Source organism: Amycolatopsis sp. NPDC102389 (assembly GCF_044765885.1).
Classification (GTDB): domain Bacteria; phylum Actinomycetota; class Actinomycetes; order Mycobacteriales; family Pseudonocardiaceae; genus Amycolatopsis.
Window position 1 is genome coordinate 1 of record NZ_JBIWKX010000010.1, and the last position, 17,638, is coordinate 17,638.

Below are 17,638 nucleotides of genomic sequence, written 5' to 3' on the forward strand. Positions count from 1 at the left end.
CCGCGACCAGCCCAAACAGACAGAAACCCAGCCACAGAAAGAAAACCAAGTCCAGCAGCCCGCGACCCCGCCGAACAGGTTAAAACTCAAGCTAGCCACTCGGCGCAACTCGCGTGCTTGGAGACGTGACTCGCGTGAATGGAGGCGTAACTCGCGGGGTGCTAGCTGGCCTCCCGTTGTTCCAGCAGGCGGCGGACGGCGAGGTAGTCGATGCCCCGCTGCGCGAGGACATCGGCCGCGGCACCGGGGACGGCCGTCAGCGCGAGCAGGAGATGTTCGCCTTCGATGCGCTTGCTGCCGACATCGATGGCTTCGCGAAGGCTCTTCTCCAGCACCTTCTTCGCCTCCTGCGTGAAGGGCCGGTGACCCCGGCCGGCGCGCTGCCCCCTGGTCAGCGCGCCGGGACCGTGGGTCTGCTCGACCCGCTCGACGATGTGCTCGACGTCGATGCCGAACCCGCTCAGGGCTTCGACATCGGCGTCGCTCATCCCGCCCCGGCGGCGGACCCGGCGGAGGTCGTCGGCCAGTTCGTCCGCCGGGCAGCCCAGCGCGGTCAGCACGCCGGTGCGCCGGGCGAGCGACGTGAGCAGGTGCAGCGGGTCGACGTTCGCGGACGTCTCCTCCGACGCGACCCGCTGGGCGCCGACGACGACTTCGCGGGCTTCGGTGGTGAAGCGTTCGAACATCAATGCCTCCCGTACTTCTTGTGCACCGCTTGCCTGCTGACCCCCAGCTCGGCCGCGATCTCCTGCCAGGACCAGCCGTGCACCCGCGCGCTGCGGACCTGCACGGCCTCGAGTTGTTCCAACAGCCGGCGCAAGGCGGCGACGGCGCGCAATCCCACCCGGGGATCGCGGTCGCCGGCTCGCGCGGCCAGATCTGTCGCTTCGGTCATGACGTCAACCTACGTTGACATCTCGTCCACGTCAACCTCAGTTGACAGTTAGGGTCGGGTCATGGCCGAAATCTCAGTGGCGGAAAGGGACGGAGTAGGCGCGGACGGAGCGACGCGCCCGACCGAAGACCACGTGGCCGTCCTCGGCAACGCCGTGGTGGTGCTGGACGGGGCGACCGCGCCGCGGCCCGATCTGCCGTCCGGCGGCTGGTACGCGAGCCTGCTGATACACAGCCTGTCGCGGGCGCTGAGCGCGGAACCCCAGGCGGATCTCGCGGTGCTGCTGGCCGAGTCGATCGCCGACGTCGCCCGGCGGGAAGGCCTCGAACCGGGTCGCTCGCCGTCGAGCACGGTCGCGATCGCGCGTTGGACGGACGACACCGTCGACGGATTGGTGCTCGCCGACAGCCCCATCGTCGCCTTCGGCCCTTCAGGCGCCGACCCGCTCACCGACGACAGGCTGGTCTCGCTGCGCGAAGGCGGCCAGCTCCGCACAGGCGCCGACGTCCGCGCGAAACGCAACGCGCCGGACGGTTTCTGGGTCGCCGAAGCGGAGCCCAAGGCCGCCGCCGAGGCCGTCCGCCGCAGTTGGCCGCGTTCGGAGGTCGACGCCCTCCTGCTGGCGACGGACGGTGTCTCGATCGGTGTCGACGAGTACGGCCTGTTCGACTGGCCGGAGGTACTCGCCATCAGCCGGGAGCGTGGCCCGGACGCCGTCCTCGACGCGGTGCGCACGGCGGAGAAACAGGACCCGGACGGCGAGCGCTGGCCCCGCGCGAAAAGGCACGACGACCAGCTACTGGTACTGGTCGACTTCGGGGTAGCCCCAGGGTAAAACCGGGGGCCTCCCGGATCGGAAAACCGCGTCCGCGCGAGCAGGCTGGACGCATGACGTTCCCTGGGGAGAGATCGCGGACCAAGCCCTGGCTGATCGCGTCGGGCGCGGCCATCGGCTGGGCACTGTTCACCATGGTGGTGCTCCACCTGATCAGCTCACGCGATCCGGTGTTCGACACGCTGTCCAGCTACGCCTACGTCGACCGCGGCACGGGCATGCTCGGGGCGAGCGTGCTCTCCCTGTCCATCGGCTCGCTCACCGCGCTCGGCGCGCTGGCCGCGGCCGGGATCCCGCTCAGCCGCACCACGAAACTGCTGTTCGTGCTGTGGTCGCTCGGGCTGGCGGCGGCCGCGATCTTCCCGGCGAGCTACCCCGAGTTCCCGGATCCGGTCAGCGGCGAGATCCACCTGTACGCGTGCCTCGTCGCGTTCCTCAGCCTGCCCGCCGCCGGCTTCACCCTGCGCGACAACCTGCGCGGCACCCCGGCGGCCAGGCTCGTCGGGCGCCTGGCCTGGGGCAGCGCGGCCGGTCTCGTCGTCTTCGGGCTCAGCTTCATCTTCGTGCGCCTGGCCGACATCCCGTTCTTCAAGACGCTGACCGACATCGCGCCGGTCGGTGTCATGCAGCGGGTTTCCTTGGTGGCACACGTGATCCTGATCGCCGGGATGCTGAAGGTCGCGTCAGCGGCGCACCGCGTCGGCGAATTCCGGGGCGTAGCCGTAGAGGCCGGGCAGCCCGCCCGTGTGCAGGAAGACAACGTGCTCGTCGGGCGCGAAATGGCCTTCGGCGGCCCAGCGGATCAGCGCGGCGCCCACTTTGCCGGTGTACACGGGATCGAGCGCGATCCCTTCCGTGCGGCCGAAAAGCCGCACCGCCTCCCACGTCTCGGCGGTCGGGATGCCGTAGCCGGGGCCGATCGTGCGGTCGTCGATGCGCAGCCCGTCGAGTGACGGCGGCTCGGTCCCGAGCAGCACGGAGGCGGCGATGGTGAGGTCGGCCAGGTTGTCGAGGGCTTCGTCGACCGGATGGCTGACGCAGGCGATGTCCAGTGTCAGCCAGTCGAGGTCCGCCGTCCCGACGACGAGCCCGGCGGAGGTCCCGCCGCTGGCGTGCGGGGCGACCAGCCGCGCCTTGGTGATGCCCAGCTCGGCGAGCTGCCCGGCGATCTCCCGCGCGGCCGCCACATAACCGAGCGCCCCCACGCCGTCGGAGCCGCCGACCGGGAACGTGGCCACTTCGCGCCCCTCGGCGGCGGCCTCGGTGATCAGCCGGTCGTACGTCCTGCCGGTCTCCTCGCCGTCGCGGCAGACGTGCACGTTCGCGCCGAAGAGATGGTCGAGGGAGACGTTGCCGGACCTTTCGTACGCGTCCCCGTCACGGGGGACCTTCGCCGTCAGCACGAGCTCGCACCGCAACCCGAGCTTCGCGCAGGCGGCGGCGGTCTGGCGGCCGTGGTTGGTCTGCAGCGCGCCGAAGGTGATCACCGTGTCGACGCCGTTCTCGATCGCCGCGCCGAGCAGGAACTCGAGTTTGCGCAGTTTGTTGCCGCCCACGCCGAGCGGATGCACGTCGTCCCGTTTGAGCAGCAGGTTCGGCAGGCCGAGGGCCTCGCCCAGCCGGGGCGCGGAATGCAGCGGCGTCGGATAGCCGCCGAGGTCGACGCGGGGGAAGCGATCGAGGTTCATGAGGCTCACGTAACCACATCGAAGCTACCGGCTGATATCGTTCGTTTGAACGAACGAGACGTGCAGGGGGACCACATGACCACCTCGAAACCGAGCCTCGCGTTCACCGGCCTGGCCGAACAGGCCTCGATGCTCGCCAGCGGGGCCACGACATCCGTCGAGCTCACGCGCTTGGCGCTCGAAAAGGCCGAAGCCAGCCAGCCCGTTCTCAACGCCTTCAAGTGCCTTCGCGCCGAAGAAGCCCTTCGCGAGGCTGAGGACGCCGACCGACGGCTGGCCGCGGGCGAATCCGCTCCCCTGCTCGGCGTCCCGACCGCGATCAAGGACGACCTCGACGTCACCGGTCTGCCGACCGCGTTCGGCTGCGAGGGCGATTTCTCCGTCGCGACAACGGATTCCCCGCCCGTCGCCGCGCTCCGCGAGGCGGGCGCGGTGCTCATCGGCAAGACCAACACCCCGGAACTCGGCCAGTGGCCGTTCACCGAGGGCCCGGCGTTCGGCGCGACCCGCAATCCGTGGGACACCGAACGCACCCCGGGCGGTTCCTCCGGCGGCGCGGCGGCGGCCATCGCGTCGGGGGTGATCGCCGCCGCGCTGGGTTCCGACGGGGCCGGGTCGATCCGGATCCCGGCCGCGTGGACCGATCTGGTCGGGATCAAACCGCAGCGCGGCCGCGTCCCGACCGAACGCGAACTCTTCCACGGCCTGACCGTGGTCGGCCCGCTCGCGCGCACCGTCGCCGACGCGGCCCTGCTGCTCGACGTCGCCGCCGGCACCGGCACCGCGTTCCAGGCCGCCGCCCGCCGCGAACCGGGCCGGATGCGGATCGGGCTGTCCACCCGGATCCCGTTCACCGCGACGAAAACCGAGCTCGATCCGCAAGCGCACGCGGCCGTCGTCCGGCTCGCGGAGCGGTTCGCCGAACTCGGCCACGAGATCGTCGAGATCGAACCCGACTACCGGCTCATCGGCCTCACCTTCCTGCCGCGCTCGCTCGTCGGCGTGCGCGACTGGTCCCGTCGCGTCCCGGACCAGGCGCGGCTCGACCCGCGCACGCGCGCCAACGCACGGCAGGGTTCGGTGCTCGCCGGACCGGCGCTGAGGCTCGCCCGTGCCGCGGAACCGTTGCTGCAACGACAGATCGGCTCGGTGTTCGGGCGGGTGGACGTCGTGCTCACGCCGACCACCGCCACGCAGCCACCGCGGATCGGCACCTTCGACCGGCTTTCCGGCTGGCAGACCGACCAGGCCATGATCGCGGCGTGCCCTTACGCTTGGCCGTGGAACGTGCTGGGCTGGCCGGGGGTCAACGTCCCCGCCGGGCTGAGCCCGGAAGGCCTTCCGCTCGGCGGTCAGCTGCTCGGCCCCTCGCACGCCGAGGAACGGCTGATCTCGCTGGCCGCGCAACTGGAAGAGGTCGAACGGTGGCAGGACCGCAAACCCGAGACCGCTTGGTGAACACCCGCGAGACCATTCTCCACGCCGCGCTCAAGGTGGTCGGGGAACAAGGTGTCGGCGGGCTGACCAACCGCCGGATCGCGACCGCGGCCGGCGTCTCACTCGGCACGCTGACCTACCACTTCCCCAGCCAGACCGCGTTGCTGCGCGAGGCGATGCTGCTGTTCGTCGAAGAAGAGACGACGAAGCTGACCGGGTTCGTCGACGCGTACCGTGAGCAGGGCTTGAGCGTCGAGCAGGCGGCGTCGGTGGTGGAGCAGGTCATCGCGCAGCTCCCGTTCGGCACCGACGAACTCGGCGCGCACGAGCTGTACCTGCAGGCCGCCCGCGACCCCGGGCTCCAGGACGCGGCCGCCCGGTGTTTCGCCGCCTACGACGAACTCGCCCTGGTGATCCTGAAGACGCTTGGCGTGCCGTCCCCGGAACGGCTGACCGGGCCGGTCGTCGCGCTGATCGCCGGCCTGCAGTTGCGCAGGCTGGCCACGGGCGACGACGGCGTCGGGGTGGCGCAGTCGCTGATGATGCTCATCCGCGGCGCGTCATGACCGGTCCGCCGATCGTCAAGGGGACGGCGGCGTGGAAGTACTTCGGCGACTTCCGGGCCGGGCTGCTGGCCGGTCAGGTATTGGTGCTGCAGGTCGCGCATCCGATCGTCGCGGCCGGGGTGCGGGATCATTCCGACTACGTCGAGGATCCGTGGACCCGGCTGATGCGCACGGCCGCGTCGCTGTCCATCTACATCTACGGCGGTCCGGAGGGCGCGCGTTACGAGGCGGACCGGCTGCGTGCACTGCACCGGTCGTTCACCGGCGTCGACACCGAAGGCCACCGGTACAGCGCGCTGAACCCGCGCGCGTACGCCTGGGTGCACGCCACGCTCGTCATGGTTCCCGTTGACACACAACGGTTCTATGGCACCCCGATGACTCCGTCCGAAGTGGACGAATACTACGCGCAGATGTGCGACGTCGGACGGCTTCTCGGCCTGCGCGAACAGGACCTGCCGCCGACGTGGCCGGAATTCGAGCGGTACTACGCGGACATGATCGACGGTTTCGGCCCGAACGAGACGATTTCGACGTTGTTCGAAACGATCCGCACGGTGAAGAAACCGTGGCGATGGCTGCCCGACAACCGCTGGACACGGCTTCAGCGATGGCAGTATCAGGGGCAGATGTTCGTCATCCGCGCCACGCTGCCACCCGCGCTGCGGGACCGTCTCGGTCTACAGTGGACGGAGCGGGATCAGCGCCGGTTCGACCGGTTCCGCGGGGTGGTGCGGCTGGTCGGCGGGCTGGTGCCGGTGACATTGCGCTCTTCGCTCGTCCGCCGGATCGGCAGGCTGAACGTCTGGTTCCGGGCCCATCCGCGCGCGTATCGTTTCCTGGGGGGCTGACCCCCACCGGAGTAAGGGTCCTCGTCCCCTTCACGGGGGACCCCGATTCACCCCGCGCCGTGACGCTTTCCTCCACCACCGCCGCTAACTTCAGCCGGGATGGGGAATTCAACGAGGGGGCGGCGCACGGCGCCGATGGTCATCGTCCGCGTATTCGTGCTCTGCGCGCTGGCGTCCTTGCTGCTGGGCGGAACCGCCCAGGCGGACGGCGTGTCGAGCGGCGCGGACGTCCAGGTCGCGCAGACGCTCGGCACCAGGGATCTCACGATCATCCTGCGGCGGATCGACATCGCGCCCGGTCCGCTGCACGTCGACGTCGTCACGCACGCCGGAAGCGCGCCGGGAACGCTGAAACTGCGCGCGTCCACCGCCGGAACGACGTTTTCCGAAACCACGGTGCGGCTGGACGGAAGACCCGGTGCGCACGGGGCACAGCTGCGTGTCGACCAGCCGGGCCCGTGGGAACTCGGCCTGGACGACGGGACGGACACCGCGTCGATCCCGTTCATCGTCCCGGCCAGGGTCATCCCTCCCTGGGAGAAGGCCACCTTCGGCGGCTTCGTCGCCGCGGGCGTGTTTCTGGTACTCGGTCTCGTCGTCGCGATGCGTGTCCGGCGGCCGCAGCTCGCGCTGATCCCCGCCGGCGGGATGGTGGCCGCGCTCGCGGTCGCGGTCACCGGCGCGGTGCTGTCGGCGTCCACCCCGCCGCCGCCCGCGCCCGGCACGGCGCTGGATCCGACGATCGGCAACATCCAAGATCCGTACGCGAACGCGCAGATGTCCACTGTGGACTTCTCACGTCCGCCGGTGAATCTGGCCGTGCATTCGCCGAACGCGCGAGCGGGCGCTCTCGCCGAGCTGCGCCTCGCCATCGCCGACGGCGCGACCGGCCGTCCGGTCGACGATCTTCTGGTGCACGACAACGCCTTGATCCACCTCGTCGTGATCTCGCCGACGGGCAGGCTCTGGCATCTGCATCCGGTGCGCGTCGGCCCCGGCGACTACCGGGTGAAGTTCACTCCGCCCGAGGCCGGGACCTACGCCGTCGCCGCGGAACTCGCCAGGAGGGGCGGTGGCGTGCAGCTGGTCCGCACGACGCTGGGTGTCGCGGCCGGCACGGACTCCCCCGCCGAACCCACCCCCGCCGGAGCGGGAAAGCGTGTCGTGCAAGGGAATCCGGTCGACGTCGAGATCCGGCCGGGGACGCCGACCACGATCACCGCGCGATTCGCCCATGCGGATCTCCAACCCTGGCTGGGCATGCTCGGCCACCTGATCGTCGTCGGCCCGATCACCGGCGACCACCAGGTCGGCGCGGATGCCGCTGCCGCGCCGACCTGGGCCCATGTGCACTCGATGATCCCGCAGTCACCGGGAATGCCGGGGAAACCAGACGAAACAGTCGCCGCCTATGGCCCCGACGTCCCGTTCACCTACACCTTCGCCGCACCCGGCAAGTACCGCGTGTGGCTGCAAGCCGAACGCGACTACACGGTGCTGACCGTGCCCATGCAGATCGAAGTCCCGGCGGAAGGGGCACCGCAGTGAGTTCCACAGTGGACAGACGTAAGCCCGTCCTGCTCATCTCCGTGGTCGCCGTGCTCGCGGTGGCGATCGTGGCCTGGCTCGTGTGGCCGAGCAGCGGCGGGGAACAGGTGCTGCGCTCGACGCAGGGCCCGTACACGGTCCAGCTGTCGGTCGAAGATCCGCACCAGGGCGGGAATGTCTTCGCGCTGACCGTCACCGGCGCCGCACCGGAGGTCGTCACTCTCGAACCCGTGATGCCCCAGATGGGGCACGCGCTCGCGCCGTCGCCCGCGATCGCGGAAGGGCCGGGCCGGTTCCGCACCGGCGACGTCCTGCTGCCGATGCCGGGGCAATGGGAGATCACCGTTTCACTGCGCGGGCCGTCCGGCGCCACGCAGCACGTTTTTCCTTTGCTGGTCAAGTAAGAGAGGGAGGTCGGGGGTATGGATCTCACCGCGGGAGGGGCGAGGACCGTCTCGGTGGCACGAAGTGAACGCACCGGTCTCGTACCGGCGGGCACGGTGCTGGCCGGATCGGTGATCTCGCTGATCGGGCTGACCTGGGACATCCAGTGGCACGGCGACGTCGGCCCGGACACGTTCTTCACGTTGCCGCATCTGTTCCTGTATTCGGGCAGCGCGATCTCCGGGCTCGCGAGCCTCATGGTCGTGCTGATGACCACGGCCGCGCGCCGGGCGGGACGCCCGATCGACGCGCGGGTCGGCGGCCGCGCGATCAACGTCTTCGGCAAGGTCTTCGCCGCACCGGCGGGCTACCTGGTGACCGGGACGGGCGCGGCGATGTTCCTGCTGTACGGCCTGTGGGACCAGTGGTGGCACGGTCTGTACGGCTTCGACGCGGTGATCGACTCGCCGCCGCATATCGGGCTGCTGCTGTCGATCACGCTGAGCATCATCGGCACGGTCATGGTGTTCGCGGCCGCACGCGAGCACCGCTGGGGTTCCGTCGGCGTGGTCGGCAGCCTCGGCGTGCTGCTCGCGTTCAGCACGGTGACCGTGCTGGGGCTGCAGCAGATCGACGTCGACGGGCTCGACGTCGTCTCCGTCGGCATCGCGCTGCTTTCGGTGCTGCTGGTCGCGGCGGGCGCCGGCTTCCGGCGGCGGCCGGGCGGGGCGGTCCGGGTCGCCGTGGCGCTGGCGGTCATCCAGGCGATCACCTGGTGGTTCTCGCCGTGGGCCGCCGAGGCGTACGCGAGCGCCGTCGGCCTGCCGATGCGCGACTACATCGACGGCGTTCCCGCGATGCCCGCGATGATGCCGATGGCGCTGCTGCCCATCGCGGCCGTGCTCGAAGCGGTCTATCTGCTTTCGCGGCGCGGCTGGTCCGCGGGCCGGGTTTCGGTGCCGGCGGGCGTGATCGGCGGATTCCTGGTCGGCGCGAGCATGCCGATCCAGAACGCGCTCGTCTACGGCTCCGCCCGGATGCCCTGGGCGGTCGTGTTCGCCACCGCCGCCGCCGGCGCGGTGGCCGGGCTGCTCGGCGGCTTCGCCGGGTGGCGGTTCGGCGGGATGCTGGGGCTGCTGGCCCCGGCGAAGGGGGAGAACGCGCATGCGTAAGACATTGCTGGCCTTGGCGGCGGCGATCGGGTTGCTGTTCGCGACCACGCCCGCGGCGAACGCCTACGAACCGGTGAACATCGTCCACACCGAACGGGTCCAGGTCGGCCCGTACGGGATGACCGTCGGCTTCAGCACGTGGCCGTTGCGCGCCATGCAATCACTGGACTTCACGTTCATCCCGGACGACGGGATCGCCGGGAAATCGGGGACGCTCGCGTTCCTCAATCCGGAGACCGGACGGCTGGGCCGTCCCCAGCCGCTGGCGAAGCATCCGCGGAAACTGGAGGTGTGGGGATTGGACATCCGGGCCCTGCAGACCCAGGGCTCGTGGACGTTCCGGTTCGAGATCGACGGGCCCGCGGGCAAGGGCACGGGAGAACTCCGCGATCTGGCGGTGCTCGAACAACCGGGGCCGCCGATGGCGGTGAGCTGGTCGATCAGCCTGATCCCGCTGATCGTCCTCGCCGTCCTGATCGCCGTCGCCTGGCGGCGCACGAAATCCCGGCTGCGCGGGAACGGGATTCCCGCGACGGTGTGACTCGAAGTGACCGAAGATCGGACGGCTCGCGTGTCCCGACGGGGCGCGCGAGCCGTTCGTCATGGGCTCAAATCGAACTGTCCGGCCTTGACCGCCTTGAGAAAGGCGTTCCACTCACCGGAATCGAAGACGAAGACGGGACTCGAGGCCAGTTTGGTGTCACGGACCCCCACCAGGCCTTCCCTACCGAGGTTGACCTCGACACAGTTCCCCCCGTTGGGTTCGCTCGCGAAGGACTTCTCCCACGCGGAGTCGTCGAACAGCGACACGGCCGTGGTCGGATCGTAATCCGCCGCCGATGGATAATCGGCCATTGGTCGTACCTCCGAACGTCGGTCGGGGGTGCGGGTCGCGACCTGCGCGAACCGTCACGGTCCCGGCTTCTCCCTGCCTCAACGGGACTATCCCGCACGGCCAAGTGGGTGATCAACTCCGCCCACCCTCGACATGAAGATTATTCCAGGAGTAGGATTAATCGCAGCGGCCGGGGCTCGGTTGTTGGTGAATCGCTCGCAGTACGCGGAGATCTTGGCAGCGGATGCCGCCGAGTGCGCTCAGCAGGGAGTTTTCGCCGTTTCAGCAGGCCACCAACGGCAGGTGACCGGCAGGGACACCCGCCCCGCGACGCAGGACCACCCACCGCCGACCTCGTGGGGGAGGATCAGCGTGATCATTCAGGACACCATGCCGGCGACGGTACTCGCCGTCGGCAGGCTCATGGCCGGGACGGCGGGCGAAAGCCGCCGGTCCGCGCATCTTTTCGACTTGCACTCCGGGGGTTCGCACCCCGAATTCCTGCACGCCCGCTGTGGCGAGGCGATGCCTTACGACCACCTGGAATGGGTCCCCGTCGGTTCGGGAATGCCCTGTGAGCGTTGTCTCGGCCTCGCCGGTTCGGCGGGCCAGGCCCGGCTGCCGCGTCCGAGCCGGGGGGTGTGACCGCCGTGGCCGTCCGTCTCACCACGCTGCTGTTCCGCCGTGAGGACGAACGCCTGGCCTCGGCGAAGCACCACCACCGCACCATCGGGCTGGAACTGCGTCAGCGGTTCGGGTTCAGCCTCATCCAGGCGCCGCTGCGCAAGCAGCCGCCATGGAACTCCGAAGTCGATTCGCCGGGCGCGCACCGGGACCTGATCAGGGCCGGCCGGCCGCTCGAAGGTCAGTTCGAGCTGACACCCCTGATCGGGCATCTGACCGGCCGGGCCTGACGGATCAGGGCTTACGACCCAAGCCGCCGAGGCCGCCGGTGAACGTCGGGTCGTCCGCGAACCGGTCGCTGGCACGGGAATCCGCCTCGTCGAGATGCCAGGTGGCCATCCAGTCGATCCCCGGCTCCACCATCTCCAGCCCGTCGAAGAACGCGGCGAACTCCGCGCGGGACCGCAGGTGGAACGGCGCGCTCGTCCGCTTGTACAGCTCCTGGACGTTCTCCCGGTTGTCGCCTTCCTTGCGCGTGACGCCGTCCTCGGTCAGATGCGAGGACAGGAAGTACGAACCCGACGGCAGGAAATCCAGGTAGCGCTGGACCATCTCGTGAACGGGCTCCTCGGGGCCGAGGAAGTACAGCAGCCCGACCAGGACGAGCCCGATCGGCTGCCGGGGGTCGAGCACCCCGGTGTCGAGAGCGCGTTTCCAGATGTCGGCGGGATCCCGGACGTCGCCCTGCAGGACCGCGTGCCGCCCGAGCAGGCCCTCGCGTTCCAGCAGCAGCTGGGAATGCGCGACGGCGACCGGCTCGACGTCGACGTAGACGACCCGGCTTTCCGGGTTGACCGCGCTCGCGATCTGGTGGACGTTGCCGACGGTGGGCACGCCGGAGCCGATGTCGAGGAACTGCGTGATCCCCTGGCGGGCCAGGTATCCCACGCCGCGGCCGAGGAAGTCGCGGCCGACGCGGGCGAACGTCTTGACCTCCGGGAACTGCTTGAGCACCTGCGAGCCGAACTCGCGATCGATCGCCCAGTTGGCCGAACCGCCGAGGAACCAGTCGTACACCCTGGCCACGTTGGGTCGTTCGAGATCGACACCTTCGGGAGCCACCGGGTCGCTGGGGTCGTGCTGCGTCGTCATACCGTCACACCTCGTCGGAAACCGGGTTTGCGGGCGACCCCGCCGATGGCGCAGTTAAGCGCAGGCGAGCGGGGGTCGTCCAGCCGCCATGCCCCGACCGGGACCAGACCCGGTGCCACGAGGCCGAAATCCCCGAAGAAACCGAGGATCTCTTCCTGGTCGCGGAAGGACGCGGGCGTGCTCGACTGTTCGTACCGCTTCACGACGCGCTGGATCTGTTCCAGCTCGTCACCCTCCACGCCGGACATCGTGACGTGGGACAGGACGTAGAACGAACCGGCGGGCAGCAACCGCCGGTAGCGCGCGATGACGTCGGCGAGTTCGGGGCCCGGCACGAAATGCAGGACCGCGACGGTGAGCAGGGCGACCGGTTTCGCCGGGTCGAGCACGCCGGTGCCGAAGGCTTGTTCCCAGACGTCGTCCGCGTCGCGCAGGTCGGCGCCGATCACCGCGTGCCTGGCGGGGTCCCCGCCTTTCTCCAGCAGGATCCTGGCATGCGCGACGGCGACCGGTTCGTTGTCGACGTACACGCACCGGCTGCCGGCGTCGACCTCACCGGCGATCTCGTGGACGTTGCCGACCGTCGGCACGCCGGAGCCGAGATCGAGGAACTGGTTCACGCCGTGCTCGGCGCAATGCCGGACCGCGCGGCCGAGGAAGGCGCGGTTGGCCCTGGCGAGGCCGCGGATGAGCGGGAAGGCCTTGACCAGCTGTTCGCCGAATTCCCTGTCCACCGCCCAATTCGCGGTGCCTCCGAGCGCCCAGTCGTAGATCCGGGCGGCGTTGGGCCGCTCGAGATCCACGCCTTCGGGGAGGAACCGGGGGTCCATCTCAGGCTTGCATCTGTGTTCTGTAGAGCTCGGCGAGTTCCTTGAGGAACTGCCGGGTTTCCTGGCGCTCCAGCGCGGCGCCGCGCAACCTGTCCCAAGAGTCCACGAAAATGTTGAAGTCCTTGACGTCGTCGAGGTACAACCCGCCCGCGGAATGTTCGATGTAGACGAAATCCCTGGTTCGATCGGGGAAACGCATGATGGTGAAGTCGTTGGGCACGGCGGCGAGACGCGCGCCGAACGGCAACACGTGCACGTACACGCGCGGATGCTTGTCCAAGGCCAGCAGATGCTCGACCTGGTCCAGCATCACCGCCGGGGCGGAGCCACCGGGAGCGCGGCGCAAGGCGCCCTCGCTGATGATGAACCGGTAGTAGGGCGGCTGCTGTTGTTCGAAGACGGCCTTGCGGTCCAAGCGGTTGCGGACCAGCGAAGTGACGTCGGTGGCGCCGGCTTCGGTGAACTGCTTGAGCATGTAGTGCTCGGACTGCAGTGGTCCGGGGATGCGCTCACCGTGCCAGGTGAGGATCTCCGCGGCCGCGGGTTCGAGGTCGGTGAAGGTGCGGAACCAGTGCGGCACCACGGATCGGTAGCCCGACCAATGCCCGCGCTGCCCGGCCGCGGCGCGGGCCAGGTTCATCAACGTGTCGGCCTCGTCGCCGTTGATCCCGAACGCGTTCAGCATGGATCGCACATCCCCGAGCTTGACCCCGACGGCACCGGACTCGATCTTGTTGACCTTGCCCTGGGTGCAGCCGAGCACTTCGGCGACCTGCTGCTGTGTCATCCGCGCGGCGTTGCGGGCATGCCGGAGCTCGTTCCCGAGCTGCTTCCGGCGCGAGGTGACGGTGCTGGCCATCGCCTTGCTCTCCCGGACCACATAGACGAGGACCGCGGTTACCCACCGTCCTGCGCGCGAATACTCGAACCCACCCAGGGTACTTCACCTTGCGGGGTTCGATGATGACATTGCGCAGCGTTCCAGGAAACGGCCGAAAACACCAGTCACCTCGTACGTCACCCTGGTGGCGGAGCGATCTCGTCACATTTCGGGCACGTCGGTCGGGCATAGTGACCGAGTGGACCAGTCCCCCTTCGCCCAGCAGGTCACCGACGGCGTCTTCGGGTACGTCCAGCCCGACGGCTCTTGGTGGATCAACAACTGCGGGTTCGTCGCCGCGGGCGACCACACGGTGCTGATCGACACGTGTTCGACCGAACGGCGCACGCGGGCGCTGCTGGCGACGGCGGAATCGACCTGCGGGGCGCCGGTCACCACTGTGGTCAACACGCATCATCACGGCGACCACACGAACGGCAACTACCTGGCGGCCGGCGCGACGATCATCGGGCACCGGAAGACGCGTGAAGTGATGGTCGCGACCGGGATCAACACCTACGAGAATTCGTTCACCGGGAACGACTGGGGCCATCTGGAGCTGCGGCCGCCCGAGGTGCTGTTCGACGACCGGCTGACCGTGCACGCCGGCGACGTCCGGCTGGAGCTGATCCACCCCGGACACGCGGCGCACACGACGAACGACGTCCTCGTCTGGCTGCCGGAGCGGCGGGTGCTGTTCGTCGGCGACCTGATCTTCAACGGTGGCAGCCCCTTCGCGCTGATGGGCTCGCCCGCCGGCTGGCGGAAGGCGCTGGACGTGGTCCGCGAACTGGAGCCGGAGACGATCGTGCCGGGCCACGGCCCGGTGTGCGGCCCCGAGGCGATCGACGTCGTCGACGGATACCTGGGTTTCCTGCGGAAACTCGCGTCGTACGGGAAGGCCGCCGGGCTGACGCCCCTTCAGGCCGCTCGCGAAGCGGATCTCGGGCCGTACGAGGCGTTGTCCGAACAGGAGCGACTGCCGGCGAACCTGCACCGGGCCTATGCCGAACTGGACGGCCTCGAGTGGGGCGCGCCGATCGACCTGGGGGCCGCGCTGGCGGACATGGTCACCTTCAACGGTGCCCCGATCCGGTGCTTCTCCTGACGGTCTTCGCGCTCGCCGCTGTCGCCGCGCTGCCACTGTCGCCCCTGTTGCGAAAGCCACTCAAAACGCCGGAAATCCCCCCACGCAGCCCCCACCCGTCCCTGGGGGGCGACCCCGAACCCAGCGTACCGCCGCAAGCGCCGCGTCAGGCCGCGCGAGCCGAGTTGTCCACAGGCGGGCCCGGTTGTGGACAACTCCCGGTTGATCCCTTCTCGCCCCGGCGCCGTATCCCTCAACGGGGATAGGCTCGGCACGGGAATCGAAGCGGAAGGGTGCGGATGAGCAAGAAGGCGAGCATCGGGGTCACCGGCCTGGCGGTCATGGGCCGCAACCTGGCCAGGAACCTGGCGAGGCACGGGCACACGGTGGCCCTGCACAACCGCTCCGAGCAGCGGACGAAGGAACTGGTCGAGCAGTTCGGCGACGAAGGCGACTTCATCCCGGCGTATTCGGCGCAGGAGTTCGTCGACGCGCTGGAGCGGCCGCGCCAGGTCGTGATCATGGTCAAGGCCGGTGCGCCGACGGACGCCGTGATCGACGAATTCGTCCCGCTCCTCGAGAAGGGCGACGTGATCGTCGACGCGGGCAACGCGCATTTCGCGGACACCCGCCGTCGCGAGGCCGCGCTGCGTGAGAAGGGCATCCACTTCGTCGGCACCGGCGTGTCCGGCGGCGAGGAGGGCGCGCTGCACGGGCCGAGCATCATGCCGGGCGGCTCCAAGGAGTCGTACCAGTCGCTCGGGCCGCTGTTCGAGGACATCTCGGCGAAGGTCGACGGCGAACCGTGCTGCACGCACGTGGGCGCGGACGGCGCCGGGCATTTCGTGAAGATGGTGCACAACGGCATCGAGTACGCCGACATGCAGTTGATCGCCGAATCGTTCGACCTCCTGCGCGGCGCGGGCGGCTACTCCCCCGCCGAGATCGCCGAGGTCTTCCGCACCTGGAACTCGGGGCGGCTGGACTCGTACCTGATCGAGATCACCTCGCAGGTACTGGCCCACACCGATGCCGCGTCCGGCAAGCCTTTCGTCGACATCGTGGCGGACCAGGCGGAGCAGAAGGGCACCGGCCGCTGGACCGTCCAAATCGGACTGGACCTCGGCGTGCCGATCAGCGGCATCGCCGAAGCCGTCTTCGCGCGCTCGCTGTCCGGTTCGTCGAACCTGCGCGAAGCCTCCCGCGGCCTCGGCGGTCCCTCGCGCGCTCCGCTGACAGGGTCCGCTTTGGACACTTTCGCGGACGACGTCGAGCAGGCGCTGTACGCGTCGAAGGTGGTGGCGTACGCCCAGGGCTTCAACCAGATCCAGGCGGGCGGTGCCGAATACGGCTGGGACATCGATCTCGGCAAGGTCGCGTCCATCTGGCGCGGCGGCTGCATCATCCGCGCGAAGTTCTTGAACGACATCACGGCGGCGTACGCCGAAGAGCCCGCGCTGCCGACGCTGCTCACTTCAGGCGGCTTCCGCAAGGCCGTCGAGGACGCCCAGGACTCCTGGCGTTCGGTGATCTCCACGGCGGTGCGGCTCGGCATCCCGACCCCGGGCTTTTCGACCGCTCTGGCCTACTACGACGGTCTGCGCGCGGAGCGCCTCCCCGCCGCGCTGGTGCAAGGGCAGCGTGACTACTTCGGTGCCCACACATACCGCCGCGTCGACCGCGAGGGGTCATTCCACACCGCCTGGGCCGCCGACGGCCGCCCCGAGTCCTCCGCCTGACGTGCGCTGAAGGGGACTTTCCCCGCATAAGACGCCACGAAGGGGCCCTTCACCGCATGGCATGCGGTGAAGGGCCCCTTCGTCAACTCGCGATCCGAACGTTCGGTCGAGTCCGAGCCGCGGCTGCGGCATGGGCGGCCCTCAACTCCGCGGCCACCTTGTCCGGCTCGGTCCGCAGCCGCGACGGCAAGGTCTGGAGCACCAGCACGCCCGCCGCCGCGTACCGTCCGTTCCTCGCCAAAGTCCGGTCGAAACCGTCCACGGCCTGGAGATGGAACGACAACGAGTCGACCTCCCATGCCAGCCCGACATCGTCGAACCAGGCGTCCGATTTCGCGACCAGCCTGCCCGCCTCGTCGTACAGCTTCCTGTTCCACACCGGTTCTGGCAGGCCGGACAGTTGCCAGACTCGCCGGGCATCGATCTCGGCGATCGACTCCGGCCCGGAAGCCAGTTCCGTGAGGACAAGCCGAGGCACCGCGCTGCCCCGCTGGCTGCCGTGGGCAAGTTCGTGGGACAACCGCTCAAAAGAGCAATATCTGCGCTGAACCACTTCGCTCATCAGGGCCCGGACTGGCCTGACTTCCGTCTGCCTGCGACAGAGGTCGAGAGTCGCGCGGGTGACTTCTGCCAGCGGACGCCCATTTCGGGTGATCGCGCGAGGCATCCGTTGTGTCCGCTCGATGACCACGAAGCCGTAGTTGTGAAGCTTCCGCTCATGCGGCACGAGAAGGTGGACCTCATCGCCGGTGCCGGGCACATTACGCAGGCCATGGATCCGGCAAGCTTCACCACCGGTGATCAGGGCGAACTCGCCGCCGTAGAGCATCGCCGCCGCGATCTGTTGCTCGCGGGAGGGTGGTGCGTTGAAGAGAAGGACGATGCCCGGTAAAAGTCTCGTCCAAGGCCCGTTGGGCCCGCATCTTCGGTATGTCGTTGTCGACGAGACGCCCATTTCTTGAAGGCGCGTCACCCGAATGACGCCGTGGTCGCTGTTCTCCATCAGGAGTTCGGGGTCGTCGCCCCATGATCCTTTTTTCATTCTTCGATCGTGGGGCCCGCCACGAAGTCTGCCCAGACCCGATTCCCGCACCTGTGGATAACCGGGGTGTTGT

20 protein-coding genes and 1 pseudogene are annotated in these 17,638 nt (G+C 69.1%); 13 read left to right on the plus strand and 8 right to left on the minus strand.

What is annotated here, in order from left to right:
• Window positions 1-161: 161 nt before the first annotated feature.
• Both ACIRGA_RS11370 and ACIRGA_RS11375 read right to left on the minus strand, forming a co-directional pair.
• Entirely contained in the window at window positions 162-686 is a 525-nt protein-coding gene (locus ACIRGA_RS11370; protein WP_400939464.1) for a Clp protease N-terminal domain-containing protein, read from the minus strand.
• Window positions 686-895 (minus strand): sigma factor-like helix-turn-helix DNA-binding protein, encoded by a 210-nt coding sequence (locus ACIRGA_RS11375; RefSeq protein WP_004559389.1) that lies wholly within the window; start codon window positions 893-895, stop codon window positions 686-688. Before ACIRGA_RS11375 ends, ACIRGA_RS11370 begins: the two co-directional genes overlap by 1 nt.
• Window positions 896-956: 61 nt before the next feature.
• Between ACIRGA_RS11375 and ACIRGA_RS11380 the strand changes: the two genes are divergently transcribed.
• A complete protein-coding gene (locus ACIRGA_RS11380; RefSeq protein WP_400939466.1) occupies window positions 957-1,730 on the plus strand; it encodes a hypothetical protein in 774 nt (257 codons plus the stop codon).
• A 134-nt stretch (window positions 1,731-1,864) separates the two neighbouring features.
• Window positions 1,865-2,335, plus strand: a pseudogene (locus ACIRGA_RS11385) (DUF998 domain-containing protein); the annotation flags it as partial.
• Window positions 2,336-2,413: 78 nt separating this feature from the next.
• Here the strand turns inward: ACIRGA_RS11385 and ACIRGA_RS11390 are convergent.
• Window positions 2,414-3,418 (minus strand): D-cysteine desulfhydrase family protein, encoded by a 1,005-nt coding sequence (locus ACIRGA_RS11390; protein ID WP_400939469.1) that lies wholly within the window; start codon window positions 3,416-3,418, stop codon window positions 2,414-2,416.
• Window positions 3,419-3,493: 75 nt separating this feature from the next.
• Here ACIRGA_RS11390 and ACIRGA_RS11395 point away from each other — a divergent pair, with 75 nt between their 5' ends.
• From ACIRGA_RS11395 to ACIRGA_RS11425, 7 genes are all read left to right on the plus strand, one after another.
• Window positions 3,494-4,876, plus strand: coding sequence for an amidase (locus ACIRGA_RS11395; RefSeq protein WP_400939472.1), 1,383 nt, complete (start codon window positions 3,494-3,496; stop codon window positions 4,874-4,876).
• Window positions 4,873-5,421, plus strand: a complete 549-nt coding sequence (locus tag ACIRGA_RS11400; RefSeq protein ID WP_400939842.1) for a TetR/AcrR family transcriptional regulator — start codon at window positions 4,873-4,875, stop codon at window positions 5,419-5,421. The genes ACIRGA_RS11395 and ACIRGA_RS11400 overlap by 4 nt, the downstream gene beginning before the upstream one ends.
• On the plus strand, window positions 5,418-6,272 hold the full coding sequence (locus ACIRGA_RS11405; RefSeq protein WP_400939474.1) for an oxygenase MpaB family protein: 855 nt from the start codon (window positions 5,418-5,420) through the stop codon (window positions 6,270-6,272). Before ACIRGA_RS11400 ends, ACIRGA_RS11405 begins: the two co-directional genes overlap by 4 nt.
• 99 nt (window positions 6,273-6,371) lie before the next feature.
• Entirely contained in the window at window positions 6,372-7,820 is a 1,449-nt protein-coding gene (locus ACIRGA_RS11410) for a hypothetical protein (RefSeq protein ID WP_400939477.1), read from the plus strand.
• The gene (locus ACIRGA_RS11415) at window positions 7,817-8,224 is read left to right on the plus strand and encodes a FixH family protein (RefSeq protein WP_400939478.1); all 408 of its coding nucleotides are present in this window, start codon (window positions 7,817-7,819) and stop codon (window positions 8,222-8,224) included. Before ACIRGA_RS11410 ends, ACIRGA_RS11415 begins: the two co-directional genes overlap by 4 nt.
• An 18-nt stretch (window positions 8,225-8,242) precedes the next feature.
• Window positions 8,243-9,376 (plus strand): hypothetical protein, encoded by a 1,134-nt coding sequence (locus ACIRGA_RS11420; protein ID WP_400939481.1) that lies wholly within the window; start codon window positions 8,243-8,245, stop codon window positions 9,374-9,376.
• Entirely contained in the window at window positions 9,369-9,917 is a 549-nt protein-coding gene (locus ACIRGA_RS11425; RefSeq protein WP_400939484.1) for a hypothetical protein, read from the plus strand. Before ACIRGA_RS11420 ends, ACIRGA_RS11425 begins: the two co-directional genes overlap by 8 nt.
• A 59-nt stretch (window positions 9,918-9,976) precedes the next feature.
• Here the strand turns inward: ACIRGA_RS11425 and ACIRGA_RS11430 are convergent, their stop codons facing one another.
• Complete coding sequence (locus ACIRGA_RS11430) at window positions 9,977-10,231, minus strand: DUF397 domain-containing protein (protein WP_400939486.1); 255 nt, start codon at window positions 10,229-10,231, stop codon at window positions 9,977-9,979.
• A 352-nt stretch (window positions 10,232-10,583) separates the two neighbouring features.
• Here ACIRGA_RS11430 and ACIRGA_RS11435 point away from each other — a divergent pair, with 352 nt between their 5' ends.
• Together ACIRGA_RS11435 and ACIRGA_RS11440 are read left to right on the plus strand one after the other, a co-directional pair.
• On the plus strand, window positions 10,584-10,856 hold the full coding sequence (locus ACIRGA_RS11435) for a hypothetical protein (protein ID WP_400939489.1): 273 nt from the start codon (window positions 10,584-10,586) through the stop codon (window positions 10,854-10,856).
• On the plus strand, window positions 10,853-11,125 hold the full coding sequence (locus ACIRGA_RS11440; RefSeq protein WP_400939492.1) for a hypothetical protein: 273 nt from the start codon (window positions 10,853-10,855) through the stop codon (window positions 11,123-11,125). Before ACIRGA_RS11435 ends, ACIRGA_RS11440 begins: the two co-directional genes overlap by 4 nt.
• Window positions 11,126-11,129: 4 nt before the next feature.
• On the opposite strand, the gene ACIRGA_RS11445 is transcribed toward ACIRGA_RS11440, so the two are convergent.
• Genes ACIRGA_RS11445 through ACIRGA_RS11455 form a run of 3 tightly spaced genes read right to left on the minus strand, consistent with a single transcriptional unit; the run spans window position 11,130 to window position 13,676 of the window.
• Window positions 11,130-11,987 (minus strand): SAM-dependent methyltransferase, encoded by an 858-nt coding sequence (locus tag ACIRGA_RS11445; protein ID WP_400939494.1) that lies wholly within the window; start codon window positions 11,985-11,987, stop codon window positions 11,130-11,132.
• Window positions 11,984-12,817 (minus strand): SAM-dependent methyltransferase, encoded by an 834-nt coding sequence (locus ACIRGA_RS11450; RefSeq protein ID WP_400939496.1) that lies wholly within the window; start codon window positions 12,815-12,817, stop codon window positions 11,984-11,986. The genes ACIRGA_RS11445 and ACIRGA_RS11450 overlap by 4 nt, the downstream gene beginning before the upstream one ends.
• A 1-nt stretch (window position 12,818) precedes the next feature.
• Complete coding sequence (locus tag ACIRGA_RS11455) at window positions 12,819-13,676, minus strand: helix-turn-helix transcriptional regulator (RefSeq protein WP_037335949.1); 858 nt, start codon at window positions 13,674-13,676, stop codon at window positions 12,819-12,821.
• A gap of 220 nt (window positions 13,677-13,896) precedes the next feature.
• On the opposite strand from ACIRGA_RS11455, the gene ACIRGA_RS11460 reads away from it, so the two are divergent.
• Together ACIRGA_RS11460 and gndA are read left to right on the plus strand one after the other, a co-directional pair.
• Window positions 13,897-14,805, plus strand: a complete 909-nt coding sequence (locus ACIRGA_RS11460; RefSeq protein ID WP_400939500.1) for an MBL fold metallo-hydrolase — start codon at window positions 13,897-13,899, stop codon at window positions 14,803-14,805.
• A 278-nt stretch (window positions 14,806-15,083) separates the two neighbouring features.
• Window positions 15,084-16,523 (plus strand): NADP-dependent phosphogluconate dehydrogenase, encoded by a 1,440-nt coding sequence (gene gndA / locus ACIRGA_RS11465; RefSeq protein ID WP_007030805.1) that lies wholly within the window; start codon window positions 15,084-15,086, stop codon window positions 16,521-16,523.
• 82 nt (window positions 16,524-16,605) lie between these two features.
• Here gndA and ACIRGA_RS11470 read toward each other — a convergent pair whose 3' ends face one another.
• On the minus strand, window positions 16,606-17,565 hold the full coding sequence (locus ACIRGA_RS11470) for a hypothetical protein (protein ID WP_400939503.1): 960 nt from the start codon (window positions 17,563-17,565) through the stop codon (window positions 16,606-16,608).
• Window positions 17,566-17,638 lie beyond the last annotated feature (73 nt).